Source organism: Acinetobacter sp. ANC 3813 (genome assembly GCF_002135435.1).
Classification (GTDB): domain Bacteria; phylum Pseudomonadota; class Gammaproteobacteria; order Pseudomonadales; family Moraxellaceae; genus Acinetobacter.
Genome location: NZ_NEGK01000001.1, coordinates 514,029 through 535,544, shown reverse-complemented (window position 1 = coordinate 535,544; position 21,516 = coordinate 514,029). Strand labels below are relative to the sequence as shown.

Below are 21,516 nucleotides of genomic sequence, written 5' to 3'. Positions count from 1 at the left end.
AGCACTTAAGGTTTGAGCTGCGCTGAAAAAATAAGTTTTGACAAAAAAAATCAGCATTGGCCGAAATAGGCATGAATAAAAATTGATTTTTTGTTTATAATAGCGCACGGAAATTACCAGTGAGACTGTTATGTTGACCATCGTTCAAGACGCGTTAACTTTTGATGATGTCCTATTACTCCCTGCCTACTCTACTGTTCTCCCAAAAGATGTCTCTTTAAAGACACGGCTGACCCGCGGCATTAATCTGAATATTCCTTTAGTATCAGCAGCTATGGATACGGTGACTGAGTCCCGCATGGCGATCGCGATGGCGCAAAACGGTGGTATTGGTATTTTGCACAAAAACATGGACATTTTAGCGCAAGCCGCTGAAGTTCGCCGTGTGAAAAAATTTGAAGCGGGCATGGTGAAAGACCCTATCACCGTGACTCCTGAAACGACAGTGCGCGAATTGATTGCTTTAACTCAAGCAAACAACATCAGCGGCGTGCCTGTAGTTAAAGACGGTAAAGTGGTGGGTATTGTGACCGGCCGTGATACACGTTTCGAAACCAATTTAGAACAGCCAGTAAGCAACATCATGACGGGTCAAGACCGTTTGGTGACTGTTCGTGAAAATGAATCAAAAGAAAACATTCAAGCATTGCTGCAGAAAAACCGCATTGAAAAAGTGCTGGTGGTTGGCGCAAACAATGAATTGAAAGGCTTAATTACGGTTACTGATTTCCGTAAAGCTGAACTTTATCCAAACAGCTGCAAAGACGACTTAGGCCGTTTGCGTGTTGGCGCTGCAGTCGGTACTGGCGCAGAAACACCAAGCCGCGTTGAAGCGCTGGTTGAAGCGGGTGTGGATGCGATTGTTGTGGATACCGCGCATGGCCACTCTGCTGGTGTAATCGAGCGTGTACGCTGGGTTAAAGCGAACTATCCGCAGGTTCAAGTGATTGGCGGCAACATTGCAACTGGCGATGCAGCGCTTGCCTTGCTTGACGCTGGCGCCGATGCTGTGAAAGTAGGTATTGGCCCTGGTTCAATCTGTACGACACGTATCGTTGCAGGTATCGGTATGCCGCAAATCTCTGCAATTGATTCTGTGGCGAATGCTCTGAAAGATCAAATCCCATTGATCGCTGACGGCGGTATCCGCTTCTCTGGCGACATGGCGAAAGCGATTGGCGCAGGCGCAAGCACGATTATGGTTGGTTCATTGCTGGCGGGTACTGAAGAAGCGCCAGGTGAAGTTGAATTCTTCCAAGGCCGCTACTACAAAGCTTACCGCGGTATGGGTTCTTTGGGTGCAATGGCGGGCGCAACAGGTTCTGCTGACCGTTATTTCCAAGACTCTAAAGCGGGTGCGGAAAAATTAGTGCCAGAAGGTATTGAAGGCCGTGTACCTTACAAAGGTCCGATGGGCAATATCGTGCATCAAATGATGGGCGGTTTGCGTTCTTCTATGGGATATACAGGTTCTGCTACTGTTGAAGACCTGCGTCAAAATGCCAAATTTGTGAAAATTACTTCTGCAGGCATGTCTGAATCGCATGTGCATGATGTGACCATTACCAAAGAAGCACCGAACTACCGTGTAGGCTAATATCCAGTCTATGCTGTAAAAAAGCCGTCATATAAATGACGGCTTTTTTGTTTTGGTGTAAAGTGTTTTGCAATGAAAAAAGGATGATGAAAATCACCCGTTAAGAAGTGAGACAACAATGAGTTATTTTGGTACTGATGGCATTCGCGGTAAATTTGGCGTGATGCCAATTACCCCTGAATTTGCTTTAAAATTAGGTTTTTCCGCTGGTAAAGTGATCAAGCGCCATAGTAAAAAAGCCAAGCCTGTTGTGGTGATGGGCAAAGATCCGCGCCTTTCTGGCTACATTTTAGAATCTGCGCTGCAGTCTGGCCTGAATGCGGCGGGTGTATATGTGCATTTGCTTGGCCCTTTGCCAACACCAGCCATTGCGCATTTAACCCGCGCCTTGCATGCCAATTTAGGTATTGTGATTTCAGCTTCACACAATCCGTATTTTGATAATGGTATTAAATTTTTCTCCAGTGAAGGCAAAAAGCTGCCAGACAGTCTGCAAGATGAAATTAATCAAGAGCTGGAAAAAGATCTGATCATTGATGATATTGCAAATCTGGGTAAAAGTGTTCGCGTTGATGATGCGCAAGGCCGTTATATAGAATTCTGCAAATCTACCTTCCCATATCATTATGATTTAAATGATCTGACCATTGTGGTGGACTGTGCGAATGGCGCTGGCTATAACGTGGGTCCCGCTGTATACCGTGAGCTGGGCGCAAAAGTGATCGCTATTCACAATGAGCCAAATGGTCTGAATATTAATGAAGGCTGCGGTTCGACACATCCAGAAAGTCTGCAGGAAGCGGTGCTGAAGCACAAGGCAGATGTCGGTATTGCCTTTGATGGTGATGCAGACCGTGTGATTATGGTCGACAAAAATGGTGAGCTGGTAACGGGCGACCATATTCTCTATATCCTTGCGACACAAAGCTCGAACAAACCTGCAGGTATTGTGGGCACGCTAATGAGCAACATGGCGCTGGAATTGGCTTTGGAAAAAGCGGGTATTCCACTCTTGCGCGCTAAAGTAGGCGACCGCTATGTATTGCAAGGCTTGGATGACAATGGCTGGTCGATTGGCGGAGAGCCATCTGGCCACATTTTGACTTTGGATAAGAGCACCACAGGCGATGCCATTATTGCGTCATTGCAAGTACTGACTGTGATGGTTGAACAGCAAAAAGCGCTGGATGAACTGACAGCAGGTTTTCATTTGCTGCCAAACGTGCTGGTGAATGTGCGTTTAAGCCAAATGTTTGACCCGTATTCAGTTCCTGCGCTGGTTACAGAATTTGAAAAAGCCGAAGCGCAACTGAAAGGCCGCGGCCGTTTGCTGATCCGTAAATCAGGTACAGAACCTGTGATCCGCGTGATGGTGGAAGGCCATCAGCTGGATGAAGTGACTGCTTTGGCGAATCATTTAGCGGATGCCGTCCGGGCTAATGCGGCATAAGGTGAAATGTCATGACTGATATGATCAAAGATTTAAGCGAATTGCGCATGAGCTACCAAAAAGGGGAGCTGCATGAAGATCACGTAAACAGCGATCCGCATGAGCAATTTCTATTGTGGTTTAACCATGCTTTGGAAGCGCAGCTGAATGAACCCTATACTATGTCATTGGCGACGGCCAATGCGCAAGGTCGTCCGCATGTGCGTACTGTTTTGCTGCGCGGTGCAGCGGCTTCGGGCTATGATTTTTATACCAATTATGACAGCCAAAAAGGCAATGATTTAGCAGAAAATCCGTATGCAGAATTATTGTTTTATTGGCAGGAGCAGGAGCGTCAAATCCGCGTTTCAGGCCGAGTAGTCAAAATCTCTGAACAGGAATCGACGGATTATTACCATAAGCGCCCGCGTGACAGCCAGATTGCTGCACACATCAGCACACCGCAAAGCGGTGTGATTGCCAGCCGCGAAGAATTGCAGCAGCGTTTTCAGCAGCTGCATGATCAAGTGGAAGGCAAAGACACGCTGGCAAAACCTGAGTTCTGGGGCGGATACCGCTTAGAGCCGGATTATTATGAGTTCTGGCAAGGCCGTCCGAACCGTCTGCACGACCGCTTGAGCTATGAAAAGCTGGATGGGCAGTGGGTTTTGCAGCGATTGATGCCTTAAATGTCAAAGACCTTAATACAGCAAAGACCCTTATTGACGCGCCCTGAATTGATTCAGGGCGTTGCGCCGTTTATCGCGCAGATTTTGGCGCGCCGCGGCGTAGAGTCCGAGCAGGAATTGCAGCTGAAATTGAAGCATTTGCTGGCGCCAGAAATGAAAGGTTTATCTGAGGCTATTCAGTTGATCGATCAGGCGATTGATCAGCAGCAGAAAATCGTCATTGTCGGCGATTATGATGCCGACGGCGCGACCAGTACGGCTTTAATGCTGCTGGCTCTGCGTGAAATGGGCGCCCAAGTGGACTATTTAGTGCCTGACCGTTTTAAATACGGTTATGGGCTAACACCTGCCATTGCTGATTTGGCATTCGCGACTTTTACCCCAGATTTACTGATTACCGTGGATAACGGTATTTCCAGCCATACGGGTGTAGAGCAGGCGCAGGCGCACGGCATGCAGGTGATTATTACCGATCATCATCTTACGACCAAGGCGACGCCGCCAGCAGAGGCGGTGGTCAATCCCAATCAGCTGGGCTGCGATTTTCCAAGCAAAGCATTGGCGGGCGTGGGTGTAGCATTTTATGTGCTGGCCAATCTGTCGAGCTTGCGCGCTAAACAAGGCAAATCATCCGCCAAGGTGGCGAATTATTTAGATTTAGTGGCATTGGGCACGTATGCCGATGTGGCCAGTTTAGACTACAACAACCGCATTTTAGTGGATGCAGGTTTGAAGCGGATTCAGCAGGGACAATGCCGTGCCGGTATCAGCGCTTTGCTGGATATTGCTGGGCGTGATCCTGCTGAGCTGAAAGCGCAGGATTTGGGTTTTGTGCTGGGTCCGCGGATTAATGCGGCTGGGCGTATGGATACCATGGATATTGGGATTGAATGCCTGATTGCGCCAGATCTGCAGGCGGCTTATCCGCTGGCGCAGCAGCTGAATCAGCTGAATGTTGAGCGCCGCCAAGTCGAATCGCAAATGAAGCAGGATGCACTGCAGGAACTGCAGCAGCTGCAGCTGGATCAGGACAATTTGCCGCCTGCTTTGATTCTGTTTGAGCCGCATTGGCATCAGGGGGTGATTGGCATTGTCGCAGGCCGTTTAAAGGAGCAGTTTCACCGTCCCGCGATTGTCTTTGCCGCCGATGAAGACGGCAAGCACATCAAAGGCTCGGCGCGCTCTATTGAGGGTATTCATATCCGTGACAGCATTGAGCAGATTGCAGAACAGCATCCGCACTTGGTCAGTCATTTTGGCGGGCACGCAGCAGCAGCGGGCTTGACCATTCTGAAAGAAAATTTTGAGGCCTTTAAAACCGAATTTGAACAGCTGATGATGCAGCAGGATGACAGCTTGTTTCAAGCTGTGCTGTGGACGGATGGTGATTTGCCTGATGATGCATTTCAAATTGCTACAGTTGATACACTGCAGCAGCTGACACCGTGGGGGCAGAAATTTCCTGCGCCCATTTTTGAAGGCCGTTTTAAAGTTTTGGATTACCGCTGGCTGAAAGATGTGCATTTAAAGTTGAAACTGGCGTTAGCTTCTGGGCAGATATTGGATGCGATTGCGTTTAATGCTGCATCAAATTACTCCTATGATCCCATGAAAGATCATGTGCGGCTGGTGTATGAGCTGGATAAAAATACTTTCAATGGTGCAACCAGCCTGCAGCTGCGTGTGCTGCATTTAGAGCAGTAAGCAAATTCTTAAATATGAACCATTAAAAAAAAGCCGCTCAGATGAGCGGCTTTTTTTGTATTCGATATTAGAAGCGGAACGTGCCGTTAATACCAAAAGAATCTGCACCATCAGTGGTGGTGTAGTTCAGGCCAGCTGCAATTGCAGGGCTAAAGAATTTTTGCGCGCGGACGGAGAAAACGGTATCAAAGTCTTCTAGCGTTGCATCGTTGATCAACACACCTACGCTTAGTGTTGGGTCAAGATAAAGGTCTGCAGCAACTCCATAAGCTGTTTCATCACCCATCGCAGTTGAAGCTTCAAAGTTGGCAAAATGGTTGCCAATCAAGGTTACATATTTTGCGCGCAAAGTGAAGGCTGTTTCATCATCCAGTGCAGCAGCTGTGCTGAAGGAATTAATAAAGCCTTTTTTGGAAGCCTGCGCCGCATCAATATTTTCTTTAGAAACACCAGCAGCAAGCAGCAAGCCATTGATTGGCAAATAGCCCGCTTCAAAAGCATAACCCGTATTATCTTCAGATTCTTTAAAAAAATCTGTTTCTACTGTGACTTCTGCGCGGTTAATGCTGCCAGCAAAATAAAATTGTGAATTTGGAATAAAGAATTCGCCATTGATGCCAATCGTATCAATTTCCAATTCATAGCCTTCATCATCGGTGCTTGCATTGGCATATGCTAAACCAATGTTGCTGGCCTTATCTAAGAAAGCCGCTTCAGCCAGCGGATGGTTTTTGCTGTTGACCCCATTGAGATAATATTTGCCCCCAATGCTGAATGTATCGATGCCTTCGCTGTTGTCCAGATCGGTTTTTTCATAAGCAGCATTGATCTCTGCTTGGTAGGCGTGTGCAGTCCCCATGCTTGCAATCATTGCAGTAGCAAAAGCGATTTTTTTTAACATTCTAAAGATTCTCTCTTTGTTATAAATAAGTGGCTGTTCTACGACAGTTATGCGGAATTGTACAAAAAAAGTTCGTTTAGTCAATTGTTAATTCAGAAGATTTAAAATTCAAGTGCAAAAAAAACCGCTCATAAGAGCGGTTTTTTTCTATCTGGCTAGATAGACGGTTTGGTCTTAGAAGCGGTATTTCGCTGCTACACCAAATTTGTTGTAATCGTTGTTGCCAACTTCGCCGAAACCTACACGGCCTTCAAGGCTGACTTGAGGTGTGAAGAATTTACGGGCGTTGATGCCGAACTCGCTGTTGTCATTTAAATCATTGCTGTAATAGTCAGCGCCAAGGCTTAACGATTTATCAATGAAGTAATCAGCAGCAAGGTTGTATTCATCTAAGTCGCCAAATGCTGCGCCAGCTTCTAAGTTGATGTCTTTGCCGTTGCTCAGGGTAGTGACATATTTAGCGCGAAGCGTAGGGTCTACACCGTCATTATAGTCGTTGTCATAGCCTTTAAGACCCGCGGCAATCAATAAGCCCGGTGCTGGAAGGTAACCGACTTCTGCACTGTAAAGTGTTGTATCGAAGTCTGCGCCATTGTTGAATTTAACATCTTGACGGCCAACATTACCGCTTAAGTAAAAATCAGAGTTTGGTACGAAGTATTCTGCACCAACGCCGTAGTTATGAACTTCGTCATCGCCTACTTCATCGTAGTTATACTTTGCGTTCACATTGCTTGCACGGTCAAGGAATGCCGCTTCTGCAAGCGGTGCATTGCGTGTTTGAACGGGATTGAAGTAATAAGTACCATCTACACCAAAAGAGCCGCTTGAACTGCCGTTATCTGGATCAATCAAACCTGCAGAAGCGCCAACTTCAGCTTGGTACGCATTTGCAGTGCCTGTTACAGCTAAAGCAGATAATAATGCTGAAGCAATCACTAATTTTTTCATGGATTTTGCCCCTCTGAAAATAGACTTAAAATACATTTTTTGTTACAACTTTTAGTCTAGAGCAAAAAAACTGCGCGTCAATTTTTAGAAAGTTACCAGACTGTGACTGAGGTAACATTGTGTAATTATTCAATCTTAACTATTTGGTTAATAAATATAAATTCAAAATGTTTTGTTTTATTAAAACTGTGTGCATATTGTGGATTTGGCATGGTGTGTATAAAAATTAGACACAATTTAAAGCAAATGTTGCAGATTCCATGCTCTGATGAAAATGAAAAAAGTATCTTAAAAAAGCGCTTTTTCAAGGATTGAAAGCAGTTATTAAGAAGTGAAAACTGGAATTGAGGTTATAAAAGGGGGATCTCACTGCTGAAATCCAGCATATATCCTGAATCTTAAGACATTAATATGAATACCTGAGAAATCAGTATCGCCTTAGTCTTTCAATGTGATTTTTCTATGAAATAGGCTTAACTCAATTGTGCCTTCAAAATAAAATGGTTTGTAAAAAAATGATGCCTGTTTCAAGCGCATGCATATTGTCGGCTTTCTTAGTGTCGGATGGGTGCTTGTTGCTGTGATTATGGTGCTTAGGGATGCGGCGTCAAATAGAATCGTCTGTAAAGTGGCTGAAATTGCAGAAAAGGTCTGTGCTATAATTGCGGGCTATTTAAGCCAAAATTTTTGATTGAGAGTAATTCACGTGGAAATTAATCCGTATCTATTACAGCTAAAAGACTTAAACGACCGTGGTCAAACATTACGGGGGTATCTTTGACTACGATCTGAAGAAAGAGCGTTTAGAAGAGGTTCTGCGTGAGCTGGAAGATCCAGCGATTTGGAATGATCAAAACCGCGCGCAAGCGATGGCCAAAGAAAAAGGCGAACTTGAAAACGTAATTAACGTTTTGGAAGGCCTATCTGCTCAATTGGAAGATGCGCAAGCAATGCTTGATTTAGCTGTTGAAGCTGAAGAAGAGGAAATGCTTGCAGATGTACAAGCTGAATTAGATGCTGCTGAAGAAGAACTTGCGAAGTTAGAATTCCGCCGCATGTTCAGCAATCCGATGGATCCAAACCCATGCTATGTGGAAATTCAAGCGGGTTCAGGCGGTACAGAAGCGCAGGATTGGGCGTCTATGCTGCTGCGCATGTATTTGCGCTGGATTGAGCGTCACGGCTTTAAAGCAGAAGTGATGGAAGAATCTGACGGTGATGTGGCAGGCATTAAATCTGCAACCATCCGTGTAGAAGGTGAGTATGCCTACGGCTGGTTACGTACAGAATCTGGCGTACACCGCTTAGTGCGTAAATCGCCATTTGACTCAGGTAACCGCCGTCATACTTCATTCTCTGCAGTCTTTGTTTCGCCTGAAATTGATGACAATATTGAAATTGAAATCAACCCTGCGGATGTTCGTACGGATACTTACCGTGCATCAGGCGCGGGCGGTCAGCACATTAACAAAACCGACTCTGCAGTCCGTTTAACACATGCGCCGACGGGCATTGTGGTGGCATGTCAGAACCAGCGTTCGCAGCACGCCAACCGTGACCACGCTTGGAAACAATTGCGTGCAAAACTCTATGAATTAGAGATGAAAAAGCGTAATGATGCAGCACAAGCTTTAGAAGACACTAAGTCTGATATTGGCTGGGGCAGTCAAATCCGCTCTTACGTTTTGGATGACTCGCGCATTAAAGACTTGCGTACCAGTGTTGAAAGCTCGAACACTGGCGCAGTGCTGGATGGCGACTTGGACAAATTTATTGAAGCCAGCTTGAAGCAAGGTCTTTAATTAAATTTTGTTTAAAAACAAGCTCTTTTCAGTGTCTTGAAAATATATCTAAAATATTCGATATATAAATCGAAAAAATACGATATAGTAGATTCAAGATGCTGAATAGCGCTTTGTGCTGATTTCTTATTTGTTTGATTAAACCTGTCTGAACTATGGATATCGATTTAATTTTTAAAGCCTTGGCAAACCCGACTCGGCGGCAGATTCTGGAATGGCTGAAATCGCCAGAGCAGTTTTTGTCTGAAGAGCAATGCGGCGGCTTTAATCGCGGTGTATGTGCAGGGAATATCGAAAAACTCGGTAAGGTCTCTCAATCCACCATGTCGAATCATTTGTCCGTGTTGCAGCAGGCAGGTCTGATTCAGGCGGAAAAATATGGACAGTGGTCGTATTTTTCCCGCAATGAAGCGCTCATTCAGCAATATATTGATTACTTGCAAAACTCACTCTAAATCGAACAAGCAGTGGGTGATGAGGCGGATATGGCTGAACTCAACTCTCCTTTAATACTGGGCGACCTGCACTTGAAAAACCGTGTAGTAATGGCGCCTTTGACCCGCAGCCGCGCAACGGCTGACCGTGTGCCGACAGAGATGATGGCGCAGTATTATGCGCAGCGCGCAAGCAGCGGCTTGATTATTTCTGAGGCGACGGTCATCTCAGAAGAAGCCAATGGCTACTTAAATACGCCTGGGCTATTTACCGATGCGCAAGTGCGGGGCTGGAAGCTGGTAACACAGTCGGTGCATGAGCAAGGCGGTTTGATTGTCGCTCAGCTGTGGCATGTGGGCCGGGTTTCGCATCCTGATTTACTCAATGGCGAAACGCCTGTATCGGCCAGTTCGGTACAGCAGGCAGGCCATGTCAGCCTGATGCGTCCTAAGCGTGAATATGTATTGCCGCGCCCGCTGGACATTGCAGAGATTCACGCCATTGTTGAGCAGTACAAACAGGCGGCAATCCGCGCTAAAGAAGCGGGTTTTGACGGTGTTGAGCTGCATGGCGCAAACGGCTATTTGATTGACCAATTTCTGCAAAGCAAAACCAACCTGCGTACAGATGAATATGGCGGTTCGGTCGAAAACCGTGCGCGCTTATTGCTGGAAGTGGTAGATGCGCTGATTGAGGTTTGGGGCGCAGGCCGTGTCGGGGTACATTTGGCGCCGCGCGGTGATGAGCACGATATGGGCGACAATGATCCACGTGAAACATTCGGCTATGCTTTAGAGCAGCTGGGGCAACGCAAAATTGCGTTCTTTTTTACCCGTGAATATTTGGCGAATGACAGTATCAGCGAGTATATGAAACAGCGTTCAGGCGGTGTGCCGTATATTGCCAATATGCGCCTCAGCCGCGCAGATGCGGTTGATTTATTGTCTTCTGGCAAAGCAGATGCTGTGTCTTTCGGCAAGGCTTATATTGCCAATCCAGATCTGTTCGAGCGTTTGGTTCAGGATGCGCCATTAAATGAATTGGTGCTGGAAAATATGATTGGCGTACAGTCTGCCGAAGGTTATGTCGATTATCCAAGTCTGCAAAATTAATATCTTCCTTCATGAGCATTATCCATTAACATGCGGGTAATGCTCTGCTATATTCTGCCGAGACAATCGGCATCAGGGCAAATTATTTGGCTACTCCTTTCTGGTATAACGCAGCGCTTTCGATCATTAAGCCTTTGTATCGGTCGCGCATCAAAAAGCGTGCGGACAATGACGCGCAGTATCAGCAGGAATGCCTCGAGCGTTTTGGCCCATTTCAGCCTGTAAAAAATACGCAGGCGATTTGGTTTCATGTGGTGTCTGTAGGTGAAACCAATGCAGCCCAGCCGCTCATTGAACATTATCTCAAGCATGGCCATCCAGTTTTAGTCACCAATACCACTAAGACGGGGCAGGCCCGCGCCAAATCTCTATTTTTAAAAGCGCCATATGAAGCGCTGTTTCAAGCCGTGTATCTGCCAGCCGATCAAAAGCATTTGGTACGCAGTTTTATTGAAAAATATCAGCCCAAACTGCTGGCTTTAGTGGAAACTGAACTGTGGCCCAATCTGATTGATCAGGCCAATCAATTGCAGCTGCCTTGCCTGCTGATTAATGCGCGCCTGTCAGAAAAATCTGCCAAGGGCTATGGCAAAGTGCCCAGCCTAAGCCGTCCGATGCTGCAAGGTCTCAATCAATTGCTGGCGCAGGATCAGGCGACTTTAGCGCGTTTTATTGATTTGGGCGCTCAAGCTGAACACAGTCAGGTGGTAGGCAGCATCAAGTTTGATATTGATGCGCCGCAGCATGCAGTTGAGCAGGCAGCGCAGTTAAACGTAGACTGGTCATTGGCTGAGCGGAATATTCTGACCATTGCCAGTACACATGCGCCTGAAGAACAGAAAATTTTAAACGCTTTAAAACCTTATTTGCAGCGCCATCCTGAACTGCTGTGCATTGTTGTCCCGCGCCATCCTGAACGCTTTGATGAGGTTTTTGCTGAAGCTCAGAAATTGGACTTGCAGACCCAGCGCAGAAGTTTAGGGCAAGCTATTTTGCCTGATACGCAAGTGTATCTGGCGGACAGCATGGGTGAGCTTTGGCAGTGGCTGGCCTTAAGCCAAGCCTGCTTTGTTGGCGGGTCATTGAATGAACCGGGCGGCGGACATAATATTTTAGAGCCGATTGCGCTGCAGGTGCCAACGGTACTGGGCAAGAATTATTTTAATTTCCAAACCATTGTCGATGAGTTTGCTGCTGTGCAAGCGGTAGAAGTGGTTGAGGATGCAGAGCAGGCCGTGCAAGCCCTAGTTGCGCTGGTGGAAAATCAGCACAAAGCGCAGGCTTTAAATGCAGCTGCGCAGGCGATTATGCAAAAAAATACGGGATCTCTGCAAAAGCATATTCAAGTGATTGATCAGTATCTTTAAGTGAACTTTTACACCTGCACGGCCTTATCATAGAGTGATATTTGAACATCCTATTTTTAGGCATTATCTACTTTTAAAGGATTAAAAGTAGCAAAAATCCTCTGTACGCTGAAGGTACATCCTGTACCTCAGTGTACCGTCGACATCCCTGTCGCCGTCCTCGATGGCAAATGTTTTAGCATTCAGTCTATTGGTAATTTATGAATATCGTCCTTCTTAACCCGCGTCAAACCGAATCTGAGCGTTGGAACATCAGTGCCAAACGTCAGCTGGAGCACTTGCGCACGCATGTGGATGTACAGGCTGGAGATACGTTGAAGGTCGGTGTCCGTGAAGGCAAACGCTATTTGACAGAAGTACTCAGTGTGTCTGGGCAGCAGATCCAGCTGAAGCCGCTGCGCGAAGAGGCAGTCCCTGCAAAATTGCCAGTAACTTTAATTGTGGCGATGCCAAGGCCAAAAGTGCTGCGCCGCTTAATTATGGACAGTGTGACACTGGGCGTGGAAAAAATCATTCTGCTGCACAGTTACCGCGTAGACAAAAGTTATTGGCAAACGCCGTTTTTGCAGCAGCTGAATCATTATATTGACTTAGGGCTGGAGCAGGCAGGCGATACCATCGCGCCGCAAATTGAACTGCACAAGCGCTTTAAGCCTTTTGTTGAAGATATACTGCCGACGCTGATTTCAGCAGATCGGCCTGCTTTTGTTGCGCATCCATATGAAGACCTTAAGATGCCCGCTGGCATAGCGCATGGCTGCACGATTGTGATTGGACCGGAAGGCGGTTTTATTCCCTATGAAATTGAACTGCTGAAAAAAAACGGCTGCCAGGCAGTAAGCTTGGGCAGCCGGATTATCCGTACTGAAACGGTGATTCCTTATGTGCTTGGGCGTTTATTTCACGCTTGAAGCATCTTGTTCACCGCGGTACACCTTCACTTCCTGTACTGGATAAGGAATAGAAACGCCATTTTCATTGAAGGCGTGAATCACACGTTCTTGAACTTCACTGATTGAGCCAGAGGTTGTGGTTTCTGAGGTATTTACCCACCAGCGTACATTTAAATTGATAGAAAAATCTGCCAAAGCGCTGACGTTTACCGTGAAAGCCGGCTGGCTGAGAATGGTTGGGTCGCGGTCTAAAATATTGAAAATAATATCTTTGGCTTTTTGCACATCATCTTCATAGCCAATCCCGACAATAAACTCGCAGCGGCGGCGCGGATAAGCTGTGTTGACTGTGACTGGGCTGGTATAAACAGTCGCATTTGGAATGACAATGCGGCGGCCATCTGGCGAGCGTAAAAAAGTTGCGCGGATTTGAATATCTTCAACCGTGCCTTCCATCCCCGATACAATAATGTCATCGCCAATTTTAAAGGGTTCGCCCAGTAAAATTAATATACCAGACAGCAGGTTTTGGAAGATGTCTTTGAACGCGAAACCGATCGCAACCGAACCAATCCCCAAGGCGCTCATCAGCTGACCCGGTGTGAAGCCCGGTATAGCAATCACCATGGCAATTAAGAAGCCAATGAAGATAATGGCTGAACTGCCGACACGGTTTAAGACTAAAACCAAATTTTGCTTTGTATACGATTTTTCTGCCAATGCCTTGCGTACAAATAATTTGAACAGCTTGGATAGCATGTAAAAAATGGTAAAGAAAATAAGCGCGATGCAAATATAAGGCAGACGTTCCCAAAAGCCATCCATAAATTTGTCGATGGTGCTGTAAGCGTCATTATATTTTGCAGTGTGTTCAATTACAGTTTGCGCTGTCTTTTCAGTCGCTTCCTGCAAAAGCTGGGTGGTGCCTTGAGTAACATCACTCAAAGCATTTTCTTTTTCAGCCACGGGGGCTCCGAATCTTCAATTAATTTTCAGCTATTTTGCCTGAAATTTGGCGGAAAATTAAGAAACAAAATGCGGTGAAATGATATGTTTTATGCAAATATGCATAATTGTTCGGGAAAATCTATATGGCATGCAGAGTCATATGGATGTTTAAAGTAGCATGACGCTGTTGATCATATGAGCTGTAAAGCGTTGCTGAATATGAAGAATAATCTTTTATTTGAACGGCTTAGTTAGAATACAATATTCTTATTGGCAGGCTGGCTCGGGATATTCCCTGTGCTGCAGTGCTGTTTAAAATCAGAAAAACAAAAATAAATGCAGAGATACGCAAATGGCACAGGAAAAGCTTGAATTCTTGCACAAGCCTATGTTTTAAATAGGATGATCAAAATACGACCAAAGCATGATTGATCTGCTTAAAAAATAAACGTCATACTGGCTGTATGCAAAAAATATAATACCAAAAATGTGGCATGCCTCTCGTGATGAGATGAAGAAAATCAAGGATGTAGAATTATGAATGAGATCTATCCTGTACCCGAAAGTTTTAAAAAGACCGCCCGCGTTTCCGAATCGGAGTATTTAGAGCGCTATAAGCAATCTGTTGAGCAGCCCGATGTATTTTGGGCTGAGCAGGCTCAAAAAATCGAATGGATCAAGCCGTTTAGCCAAGTTAAAAATACCAGTTTCGATAAAGACAATTTTAAAATTGAATGGTTTGCCGATGGGCAGCTGAATGTCAGCGCCAATTGCCTTGACCGCCATTTAAAAGAGCATCCGCATAAGCCTGCCATTATTTGGGAAGGGGACCATCCCTCACGGCATAAAATTATTTCCTTTGAAGAACTGCATGACGAGACCTGCCGTTTTGCCAATGTGCTGAAAAAGCATGGCGTGGGCAAAGGCGACCGTGTAGTGCTGTATATGCCGATGGTGCCGGAAGCCGCGATTGCCATGCTGGCTTGCACCCGTATTGGCGCTGTGCATTGCGTGGTATTTGGCGGTTTTTCGCCAGATTCTTTAGCCAGCAGGATTGATGACAGTCAGGCGAAAATAGTCATTACAGCGGACTGCGGCATGCGCGGCGGCAAGCCGATTCCGCTGAAAGAAAATGTAGATGCGGCATTGCAGATTGAGGGCACTGCATCGGTCCAGCGCGTGATGGTGGTGCACCGTACCGGCAATCCAATCGAAATGAAGCCTGATCGTGACCTGTGGTATCACATGGAAATCATGTCGGTGAATGACATTTGCCCGCCAGAACCGATGAATGCGGAAGATCCTTTATTTATTCTGTATACCTCAGGCTCTACTGGAAAGCCGAAAGGCGTGCTGCATAGCACGGGCGGCTATCTGACCTATGTGAATTGCACTTTCCGCGAAGTTTTTGATTTAAAACAGGACGATGTGTTTTGGTGTACAGCTGATGTCGGCTGGATTACTGGACATTCTTATGTGCTGTATGGCCCGCTGTCCAACGGCACCACCACGGTGATGTTTGAAGGCGTGCCGCAGTATCCGACCTGGGCGCGCACAGGACATATTGTCGATAAGCATAACGTCACGATTTTATATACCGCGCCAACGGCGATCCGCGCCATGATGCGTGAAGGTGATACTTTTGTGCGGGAAAGTGACCGCAGCAGCCTGCGCCTGCTGGGTTCTGTGGGTGAGCCGATTAATCCCGAAGCATGGCATTGGTACTATACCGTCGTGGGCGAAAGCCGCTGCCCGATTGTGGATACATGGTGGCAGACAGAAACAGGCGGCATGATGATTACGCCCCTGCCTGGCGCGACTGCCCTGAAACCGGGTTCAGCAACCCGCCCATTTTTTGGCGTGCAGCCTGCGGTGGTCGATGCAGACGGCAAAGAGCTGGAAGGCGCAGTTGAAGGCAATTTAATTATCAAAGATTCTTGGCCCGGACAAATGCGCACCATTTGGGGCGATCCGGAACGTTTTATCGAGGCTTATTTTTCGACCTATCCAGGTACATATTTTACTGGGGATGGCGTGCGCCGCGATGCGGACGGCTATTACTGGATTACCGGCCGCGTAGATGATGTGCTGAATGTATCCGGCCACCGCTTGGGCACAGCGGAAATCGAAAGCGCGCTGGTGGCGCATGAGCATGTGGCTGAGGCAGCTGTAGTCGGCATGCCGCATGACATTAAAGGGCAGGGCGTAGCAGCCTATGTCACGCTGCAGGCTGGTATTGAAGAAACTGAAGCGCTGCGTAAAGAACTGGTTGGATGGGTGCGCAAAGTCTTGGGGCCAGTGGCGACACCAGATGCTATTTACTGGGCTCCCGCTTTGCCGAAGACGCGTTCAGGGAAAATCATGCGCCGGATTTTGCGCAAAATTGCCGCCAATGAGCTGGATAGCTTAGGTGATACTTCTACGCTGGCAGATCCAGCGGTGGTAGATCAATTGATTGCGGAAGTGAAAACGGTTAATAGCCAAAGCGCTTAGGTGTTTTTTGCAGCAATGCGTCAGTCTAACTGGCGCATTGCATTTCAGGATGCCGTGGATATGCTGCGGCATTTTCAATTTTGGAATAAGCACAGCAGGCATTGAGATAAATCTCTGCTAAAGGGTCTGCTAAGCTTGCAGAGTAAGAATAAAATCAGATCTCGATATGAATGCGCCCACAGCCCTAAATTTAGACCCCATAGAAATTGCCAAACAATTGGCCTCTGTCTTTGCGCAAACCGCAGCTGAGCGGGATAAGCAGGGCGGCAATCCCAAGCATGAACGCGATTTGATCCGCCACAGCGGTTTGCTTGGGCTGTCTATACCGCAGCTGTATGGCGGTCAAGGCGCATCGTGGAATACTATATTTAAAACCATCCAGCAGATTGCGCAGGCAGACAGTTCGCTGGCGCATGTGTATGGTTTTCATCATTTACTGATTGCCACTGTACAGCTGTTTGCGCAGCCTGAGCAGTATACGCCTTGGTTTGAGCAGACGGCAAAAGACAGTTTATTTTGGGGCAATACCTTAAACCCGTTGGACCGTCGTACAACAGTAACGTCTGTTTCTGAAGATGAGTTTATTTTTCATGGCGACAAAAGCTTTAGTTCAGGGTCTATCGATTCGGATATTTTACTGTGCTCAGGATTTAACGATGCTGGAAAATTGCTGATTGGGGTGATTCCAACCGCACGTGAAGGCGTTAGTTTCTTAGGCGATTGGAACAATATGGGGCAGCGTCAAACCGACAGCGGTACCAGCCATTTTGAACAGGTGAAGATTCATAAAAATGAACTGCTGCTGAATCCTGGGCCGCTCAGCACGCCATATTCCAGCCTGCGCCCGCTGATTGCGCAGCTGATCTTTGTACATCTATTTTTAGGTGTAGCAGAAGGCGCTTATCAAACTGCAATTGATACAGTCAAAACCCAAAAGGCATGGTCAAAGTCACTGGCGGAGCATGCAGTCAATGATCCTTTTACGCAAAAGCATGCTGCAGATTTTTATGTGCAGCTGGAAGGTGTACGCTTGCTGGCGCAAAAGGCGATTGATGTGCTGCAGGAAGCTTGGAATGTCGGTGAAGGATTAACAGCGGCACAGCGCGGGGAAGTCTCAATTGCGGTTGCGACTGCAAAAATTGCAGCCACGAATGCTTCGCTGAATATTACGCAGAATATTTTTCAAGTGATGGGTGCGCGGGCAACCACCGCCAAGCTGAATTTAGACCGCTTCTGGCGCAATGTGCGCACGCAAACCCTGCATGATCCTGTGGATTATAAATATCAGGAAATTGGCGAATGGGTGCTGACGGGCAAAGTGCCAGATCCGAGTTTTTATTCTTAAGCTTTCTCGACGCCGCTCTTAAAAAAGCCTCTGATTGGAGGCTTTTTTATTATAAGAAAAAGAATTCAGCAAGCCTCTTAGCGGCGATGAATATTTTCTAATGTATCGACTAAGGTGCGCGTAGTCTGGTCAATTTCATAATTCACCGCATCGCCTGCTTTGACATCTTTCCATGTGGTCAGGCGCAATGTTTCCGGAATCAAATCAATTGAAATTTCTTCAGCTTCACGGTCGACACGGTTCACCGTCAGGCTGCAGCCATTCAGGCCAATAAAGCCTTTAAGGAAGAAGTATTTGATGTTGCCGTTTGGAATGTGTAGATCAATATGCAGAGTCTCGCCGCTGCGGCTGAGATTTCTGACCTGCGCTGTGCCTTCAATGTGGCCGTATAAGCTGTGGCCGCCATTCTCTGCACCGACTTTAGCAGAGCGTTCAATATTCACCTCATCGCCTGCTTTTAGGCTGCCCAGTGTGGTTAGGCTTAAGGTCAGGTCAGAAACATCAAAATGCACTTGGTTCGCAGACAGATCAATATGTGTTGCAGTCAGGCAAGTTCCGTTGACTGCAACACTGGCGCCAATAAAAACATCATGGAAAAAATTGTGATCATTGGAAATGACCAGCGTGATATAGCCTTCACTTTTGCGGATTGCTAAAATTTTTTCTAAGCCTTGAACAATGCCGGTATACATCTGCTGAATTCCCTCTGATGATGCCAAATAATAAAAAGAATGCTGTCTGCATTCTAAAGTGAAATGCCCTGCAGGTCATGGCGCATTTTGCAAAAAAACTCAATACTGTACTTGTCTTGCGTTTGGACAATTTACAGAAAATCTGCAGCATAAAAAATCCCCCAAACCGAGCTTTGGGGGAATCAATGAATTGCCAATTTTATAATCGTTATTATGGCGCTGTGGAGACTGTCAAAGCTGTGTTTAGGCAGATTTGGCAGGGGCGCGCTGTTGCTGTGCTTCCAGTTCACGCACCAATGGCAATACTTTTTCGCCGAAGTATTCGACTTCTTCAATAAAATGCAGGAAGCCGGACAGAATCAAATCAACACCGACACTTTTCAATTCCACAATCCGTTCTGCAATTTGCAGCGGCGTGCCGATTAAATTGGTACGGAAGCCGTCGTTATACTGCACCAGATCATCAAAGGTTGATTTGGCCCAGTTGCCTTCGCCTTCTGTGGTGGCAGCGCCTGCTTCACGCGTTGCATCGCCAAAGGCATTCACGGCTTCAACATTGGCTTTATCAATAATTTCCTGCAGCACGGCTTGCGCTTCTTCCTCTGTATCGCGGGCAATAACAAACGCATTTACACCAATTTTGACCTGATGGTTGTTGGCTTTGGCTTTTTCACGGATATCATCAATCTGCTTTTTCAGTTCAGCAGGCGTGTTGCCATTAGTGAAGTACCAGTCTGATACGCGTGACGCCATATCGCGCGCGGCGCGGGAGCTGCCGCCTTGGAAAATTTCGATATGCGGTTTTTGCAGCGGTTTAGGACTCAGGGTGTAGTCCTTGAACTGATAGTACTTGCCGTCAAAACTGAAATTATTTTGCGTCCAAATGCCTTTTAAGCTACGGATGAATTCTTCCGAACGCGCATAGCGCTGGTCATGCTCAGGCCATTCTTCGCCAATCGCATCAAATTCGCCGCGGAACCAGCCGCTCACGACATTGATCGCAATGCGGCCATTGGTCAGATGATCAATGGTCGCCAGCTGTTTAGCTGCCAGTGCAGGTTTCCATGGGCCCGGCAAAATGGCTGCAATCACTTTCAGTTTTTCAGTTTTGGCTAAAATGCCGTGACTGAAACTGACCGATTCATGCTGATTTTCCGCGTTGTAGCCGGCGGTAAAACGGATTTGCGTTAAGGCATATTCAAAACCGCTTTTTTCCGCAGCTTGCGCTAAACGGACGTTATAGTCATAGCTCCAGTCTGTGCGCTGTTCAATATTGCTGACCACCAGACCGCCGCTGACGTTTGGCACCCAATAAGCAAAAGTAATGTTTTTTTCTTGTACTGACATTTTGCATATCCTCAAGATGGAATAGTTGCGGGCGGTTAAGCCACCTGTGTTTTCGGCTTTTTGCTGTGCAGGCGCGCTTCAGCAGCGTCTAGGCTAGGCACAGCTGCAGAGGGAAGCACGTCTTCCTGTTCAATTTGCTTGTTGATGCCCAAATTTTGATTGGCTTGCTGTGATTTTTCTTTTACCGCTTCTGCACGATGGCCTTTGGCTGGCGCCCATTCTAAGACTGGCAAAGCACGCGCCACAGCTAAAGTAATGCGGTCACGCAGAAATTCGCTGTGAATGGTGTATGCAGGCGTGAAGTCTTTGTCTGTGGCATAGACGCCAATGGGTAAAGTCTGCGCCTGAAAGAAGCTGAACAATGGGCGCAATTGGTGTTCAAGCACCAAGGCATGGCGTTCAGAACCGCCAGAGGCTGCTAAAAGCACAGGTACATCCACCAATGCAGTCTGTTCTACAAAGTCAAAGAAGTGCTTGAATAGGCCGGTGAATGACGCACGGTAAACGGGTGTGCCAACAATCAATGCATCTGCTGCTTCAACTGCGGCTAAATCGTCCTGCACACGCTGCGGCAATTGATTGCGGTAAATTGCGCCGCCCAGCAGATGGCCGATTTCACTGAATTTAATAAAGTGCACATTGATCGGCGTGGCATCGCCTAACTCATCCAAAATGGCCTGCACCAGCGCCTCTGTTTTTGACGGGGTGTTTAGTCCGCCTGAAACAGCAACAATATTCAGCGGTTTTTGAAGAAGGTTTTTTGCAACATTTACAGTAGACATTTTTTAACCTGAAAAGTGGGTTAGCTCGGAATACCTTTATTAATGCTGAATGCGCTTATTCCTGTAAAATAAGCAAAAGTCTAAAAGTTATCTGTTTTTGAGATATAAGTGATTGCGTGAATAATTATCTAATTTACTTAAGATAAGAGCTTGAATTTTCAATTTATATTGAATTTGGATAAGGATTTTCACTGCAATGATTAAATTTATATGAAAAAAAGATTTGAATTGAAGATTTCACGAAATGCCATAAAACCGAAGAATTTGTACAGTAAAACTGCACTTTGATAAAAAAATAGTTATAACTTGCATATCCTTATCGCCTCATGTGTGGTTAGAATAGGGCTTACTGTGCACAAGATCTTTCACGCTGCTTATGAACATATTAATCGTTGATGATCATCCGCTGTTCCGCCATGCTTTGATTCAAGCTGTGCGCTACAGTTTACCGCAAGCTCAAATTCATGAGACGGCGGCAGTAAATGAATTTTATGAACGTTTGGAGAATGGTCCTGAACCGGATTTAGTCCTTCTGGATTTAAACTTGCCGGGTGCATCAGGCTTTTCAGCTTTAGTTCATGTTCGTGCACAATATCCCGCTTTACCGATTATTGTCGTTTCTGCACATGAAGAAACTTCAATTATTCAGCGCGCCATTGCGCATGGCGCGATGGGCTATATTCCAAAGTCTGCGCATCCAAGCCATATTGGCGAAGCGATCCGCCAAGTGCTGGAAGGTGAAATTTGGCTGCCGCCGAATTTGCTGACCAATGTCAGCTTTGATCCGCGTGCAGCAGATGAAACTGCTTTGGCAGAACGCATTCAGTCTTTAACGCCGCAGCAATTCCGTGTATTGATGATGGTTGCTGAAGGGCTCCTGAACAAGCAAATCGCGTATGAGCTGGATGTGTCTGAAGCGACAATTAAAGCCCACGTTACTGCGATTTTCCGCAAACTCGGTGTACAGAACCGTACACAGGCGGTATTGGCCATTAATGCGCTGAACATTGAAGAAAAGAAAATGTAAGC

The 21,516-nt window shown here is 46.5% G+C and carries 18 protein-coding genes; 12 read left to right on the top strand and 6 right to left on the bottom strand.

All coding sequences use genetic code 11. From position 1 onward, the window contains the following. The first annotated feature begins 130 nt into the window (after positions 1 to 130). The 4 genes from guaB to recJ all read left to right on the top strand — a co-directional run bounded on the left by guaB (position 131) and on the right by recJ (position 5,419). A complete protein-coding gene (guaB, locus tag B9T34_RS02550) occupies positions 131 to 1,597 on the top strand; it encodes an IMP dehydrogenase (RefSeq protein ID WP_086211573.1) in 1,467 nt (488 codons plus the stop codon). A gap of 118 nt (positions 1,598 to 1,715) precedes the next feature. After that, the gene (gene glmM / locus B9T34_RS02545) at positions 1,716 to 3,047 is read left to right on the top strand and encodes a phosphoglucosamine mutase (protein ID WP_086211572.1); all 1,332 of its coding nucleotides are present in this window, start codon (positions 1,716 to 1,718) and stop codon (positions 3,045 to 3,047) included. 11 nt (positions 3,048 to 3,058) lie between these two features. Continuing rightward, the gene (gene pdxH / locus B9T34_RS02540; protein WP_086211571.1) at positions 3,059 to 3,715 is read left to right on the top strand and encodes a pyridoxamine 5'-phosphate oxidase; all 657 of its coding nucleotides are present in this window, start codon (positions 3,059 to 3,061) and stop codon (positions 3,713 to 3,715) included. Further along, positions 3,716 to 5,419, top strand: a complete 1,704-nt coding sequence (gene recJ / locus B9T34_RS02535) for a single-stranded-DNA-specific exonuclease RecJ (RefSeq protein ID WP_086211570.1) — start codon at positions 3,716 to 3,718, stop codon at positions 5,417 to 5,419. It abuts the gene before it with no gap. A gap of 67 nt (positions 5,420 to 5,486) precedes the next feature. Here the strand turns inward: recJ and B9T34_RS02530 are convergent, their stop codons facing one another. Together B9T34_RS02530 and B9T34_RS02525 are read right to left on the bottom strand one after the other, a co-directional pair. Continuing rightward, positions 5,487 to 6,320 (bottom strand): putative porin, encoded by an 834-nt coding sequence (locus B9T34_RS02530; RefSeq protein ID WP_086211569.1) that lies wholly within the window; start codon positions 6,318 to 6,320, stop codon positions 5,487 to 5,489. 174 nt (positions 6,321 to 6,494) lie between these two features. Then, entirely contained in the window at positions 6,495 to 7,271 is a 777-nt protein-coding gene (locus B9T34_RS02525; RefSeq protein ID WP_086211568.1) for a putative porin, read from the bottom strand. Positions 7,272 to 7,977: 706 nt separating this feature from the next. Between B9T34_RS02525 and prfB the strand changes: the two genes are divergently transcribed. The 5 genes from prfB to B9T34_RS02500 all read left to right on the top strand — a co-directional run bounded on the left by prfB (position 7,978) and on the right by B9T34_RS02500 (position 12,898). Beyond that, positions 7,978 to 9,073, top strand: a protein-coding gene (gene prfB / locus B9T34_RS02520) for a peptide chain release factor 2 (protein ID WP_139841244.1) whose coding sequence is annotated in 2 segments (ribosomal slippage) — positions 7,978 to 8,049 and positions 8,051 to 9,073 — 1,095 coding nt in all. Because the reading frame shifts where the segments join, the coding sequence is not laid out codon by codon here. A gap of 155 nt (positions 9,074 to 9,228) precedes the next feature. Continuing rightward, positions 9,229 to 9,528, top strand: coding sequence for an ArsR/SmtB family transcription factor (locus B9T34_RS02515; RefSeq protein ID WP_086211566.1), 300 nt, complete (start codon positions 9,229 to 9,231; stop codon positions 9,526 to 9,528). Between the two features lie 30 nt (positions 9,529 to 9,558). Next, positions 9,559 to 10,620, top strand: coding sequence for an alkene reductase (locus tag B9T34_RS02510; RefSeq protein ID WP_086211565.1), 1,062 nt, complete (start codon positions 9,559 to 9,561; stop codon positions 10,618 to 10,620). Between the two features lie 86 nt (positions 10,621 to 10,706). Next, a complete protein-coding gene (locus B9T34_RS02505; protein ID WP_086211564.1) occupies positions 10,707 to 11,987 on the top strand; it encodes a 3-deoxy-D-manno-octulosonic acid transferase in 1,281 nt (426 codons plus the stop codon). Positions 11,988 to 12,187: 200 nt separating this feature from the next. Further along, the gene (locus B9T34_RS02500) at positions 12,188 to 12,898 is read left to right on the top strand and encodes a 16S rRNA (uracil(1498)-N(3))-methyltransferase (RefSeq protein ID WP_086211563.1); all 711 of its coding nucleotides are present in this window, start codon (positions 12,188 to 12,190) and stop codon (positions 12,896 to 12,898) included. On the opposite strand, the gene B9T34_RS02495 is transcribed toward B9T34_RS02500, so the two are convergent. Then, complete coding sequence (locus B9T34_RS02495) at positions 12,884 to 13,846, bottom strand: mechanosensitive ion channel family protein (RefSeq protein WP_086211562.1); 963 nt, start codon at positions 13,844 to 13,846, stop codon at positions 12,884 to 12,886. The two genes, B9T34_RS02500 and B9T34_RS02495, sit on opposite strands and share 15 nt — an antisense overlap. Before the next feature lie 519 nt (positions 13,847 to 14,365). Between B9T34_RS02495 and acs the strand changes: the two genes are divergently transcribed. Beyond that, positions 14,366 to 16,321, top strand: a complete 1,956-nt coding sequence (acs, locus tag B9T34_RS02490; RefSeq protein WP_086211561.1) for an acetate--CoA ligase — start codon at positions 14,366 to 14,368, stop codon at positions 16,319 to 16,321. A gap of 166 nt (positions 16,322 to 16,487) precedes the next feature. After that, positions 16,488 to 17,666 carry an acyl-CoA dehydrogenase family protein gene (locus tag B9T34_RS02485; RefSeq protein WP_086211560.1) on the top strand — a complete coding sequence of 393 codons (1,179 nt, stop codon included), beginning with the start codon at positions 16,488 to 16,490 and terminating at the stop codon, positions 17,664 to 17,666. A 77-nt stretch (positions 17,667 to 17,743) separates the two neighbouring features. On the opposite strand, the gene B9T34_RS02480 is transcribed toward B9T34_RS02485, so the two are convergent. The 3 genes from B9T34_RS02480 to msuE form a co-directional block, all read right to left on the bottom strand. Continuing rightward, positions 17,744 to 18,358: a riboflavin synthase subunit alpha gene (locus tag B9T34_RS02480; protein WP_086211559.1), complete on the bottom strand. Its 615-nt coding sequence runs from the start codon at positions 18,356 to 18,358 to the stop codon at positions 17,744 to 17,746. Between the two features lie 243 nt (positions 18,359 to 18,601). Further along, positions 18,602 to 19,705: a dimethylsulfone monooxygenase SfnG gene (gene sfnG / locus B9T34_RS02475; protein ID WP_086211558.1), complete on the bottom strand. Its 1,104-nt coding sequence runs from the start codon at positions 19,703 to 19,705 to the stop codon at positions 18,602 to 18,604. A gap of 35 nt (positions 19,706 to 19,740) precedes the next feature. Then, complete coding sequence (gene msuE / locus B9T34_RS02470; RefSeq protein WP_086211557.1) at positions 19,741 to 20,487, bottom strand: FMN reductase; 747 nt, start codon at positions 20,485 to 20,487, stop codon at positions 19,741 to 19,743. A 376-nt stretch (positions 20,488 to 20,863) separates the two neighbouring features. Here msuE and B9T34_RS02465 point away from each other — a divergent pair, with 376 nt between their 5' ends. Continuing rightward, entirely contained in the window at positions 20,864 to 21,514 is a 651-nt protein-coding gene (locus B9T34_RS02465; RefSeq protein ID WP_086211556.1) for a response regulator, read from the top strand. Positions 21,515 to 21,516: the final 2 nt, after the last annotated feature.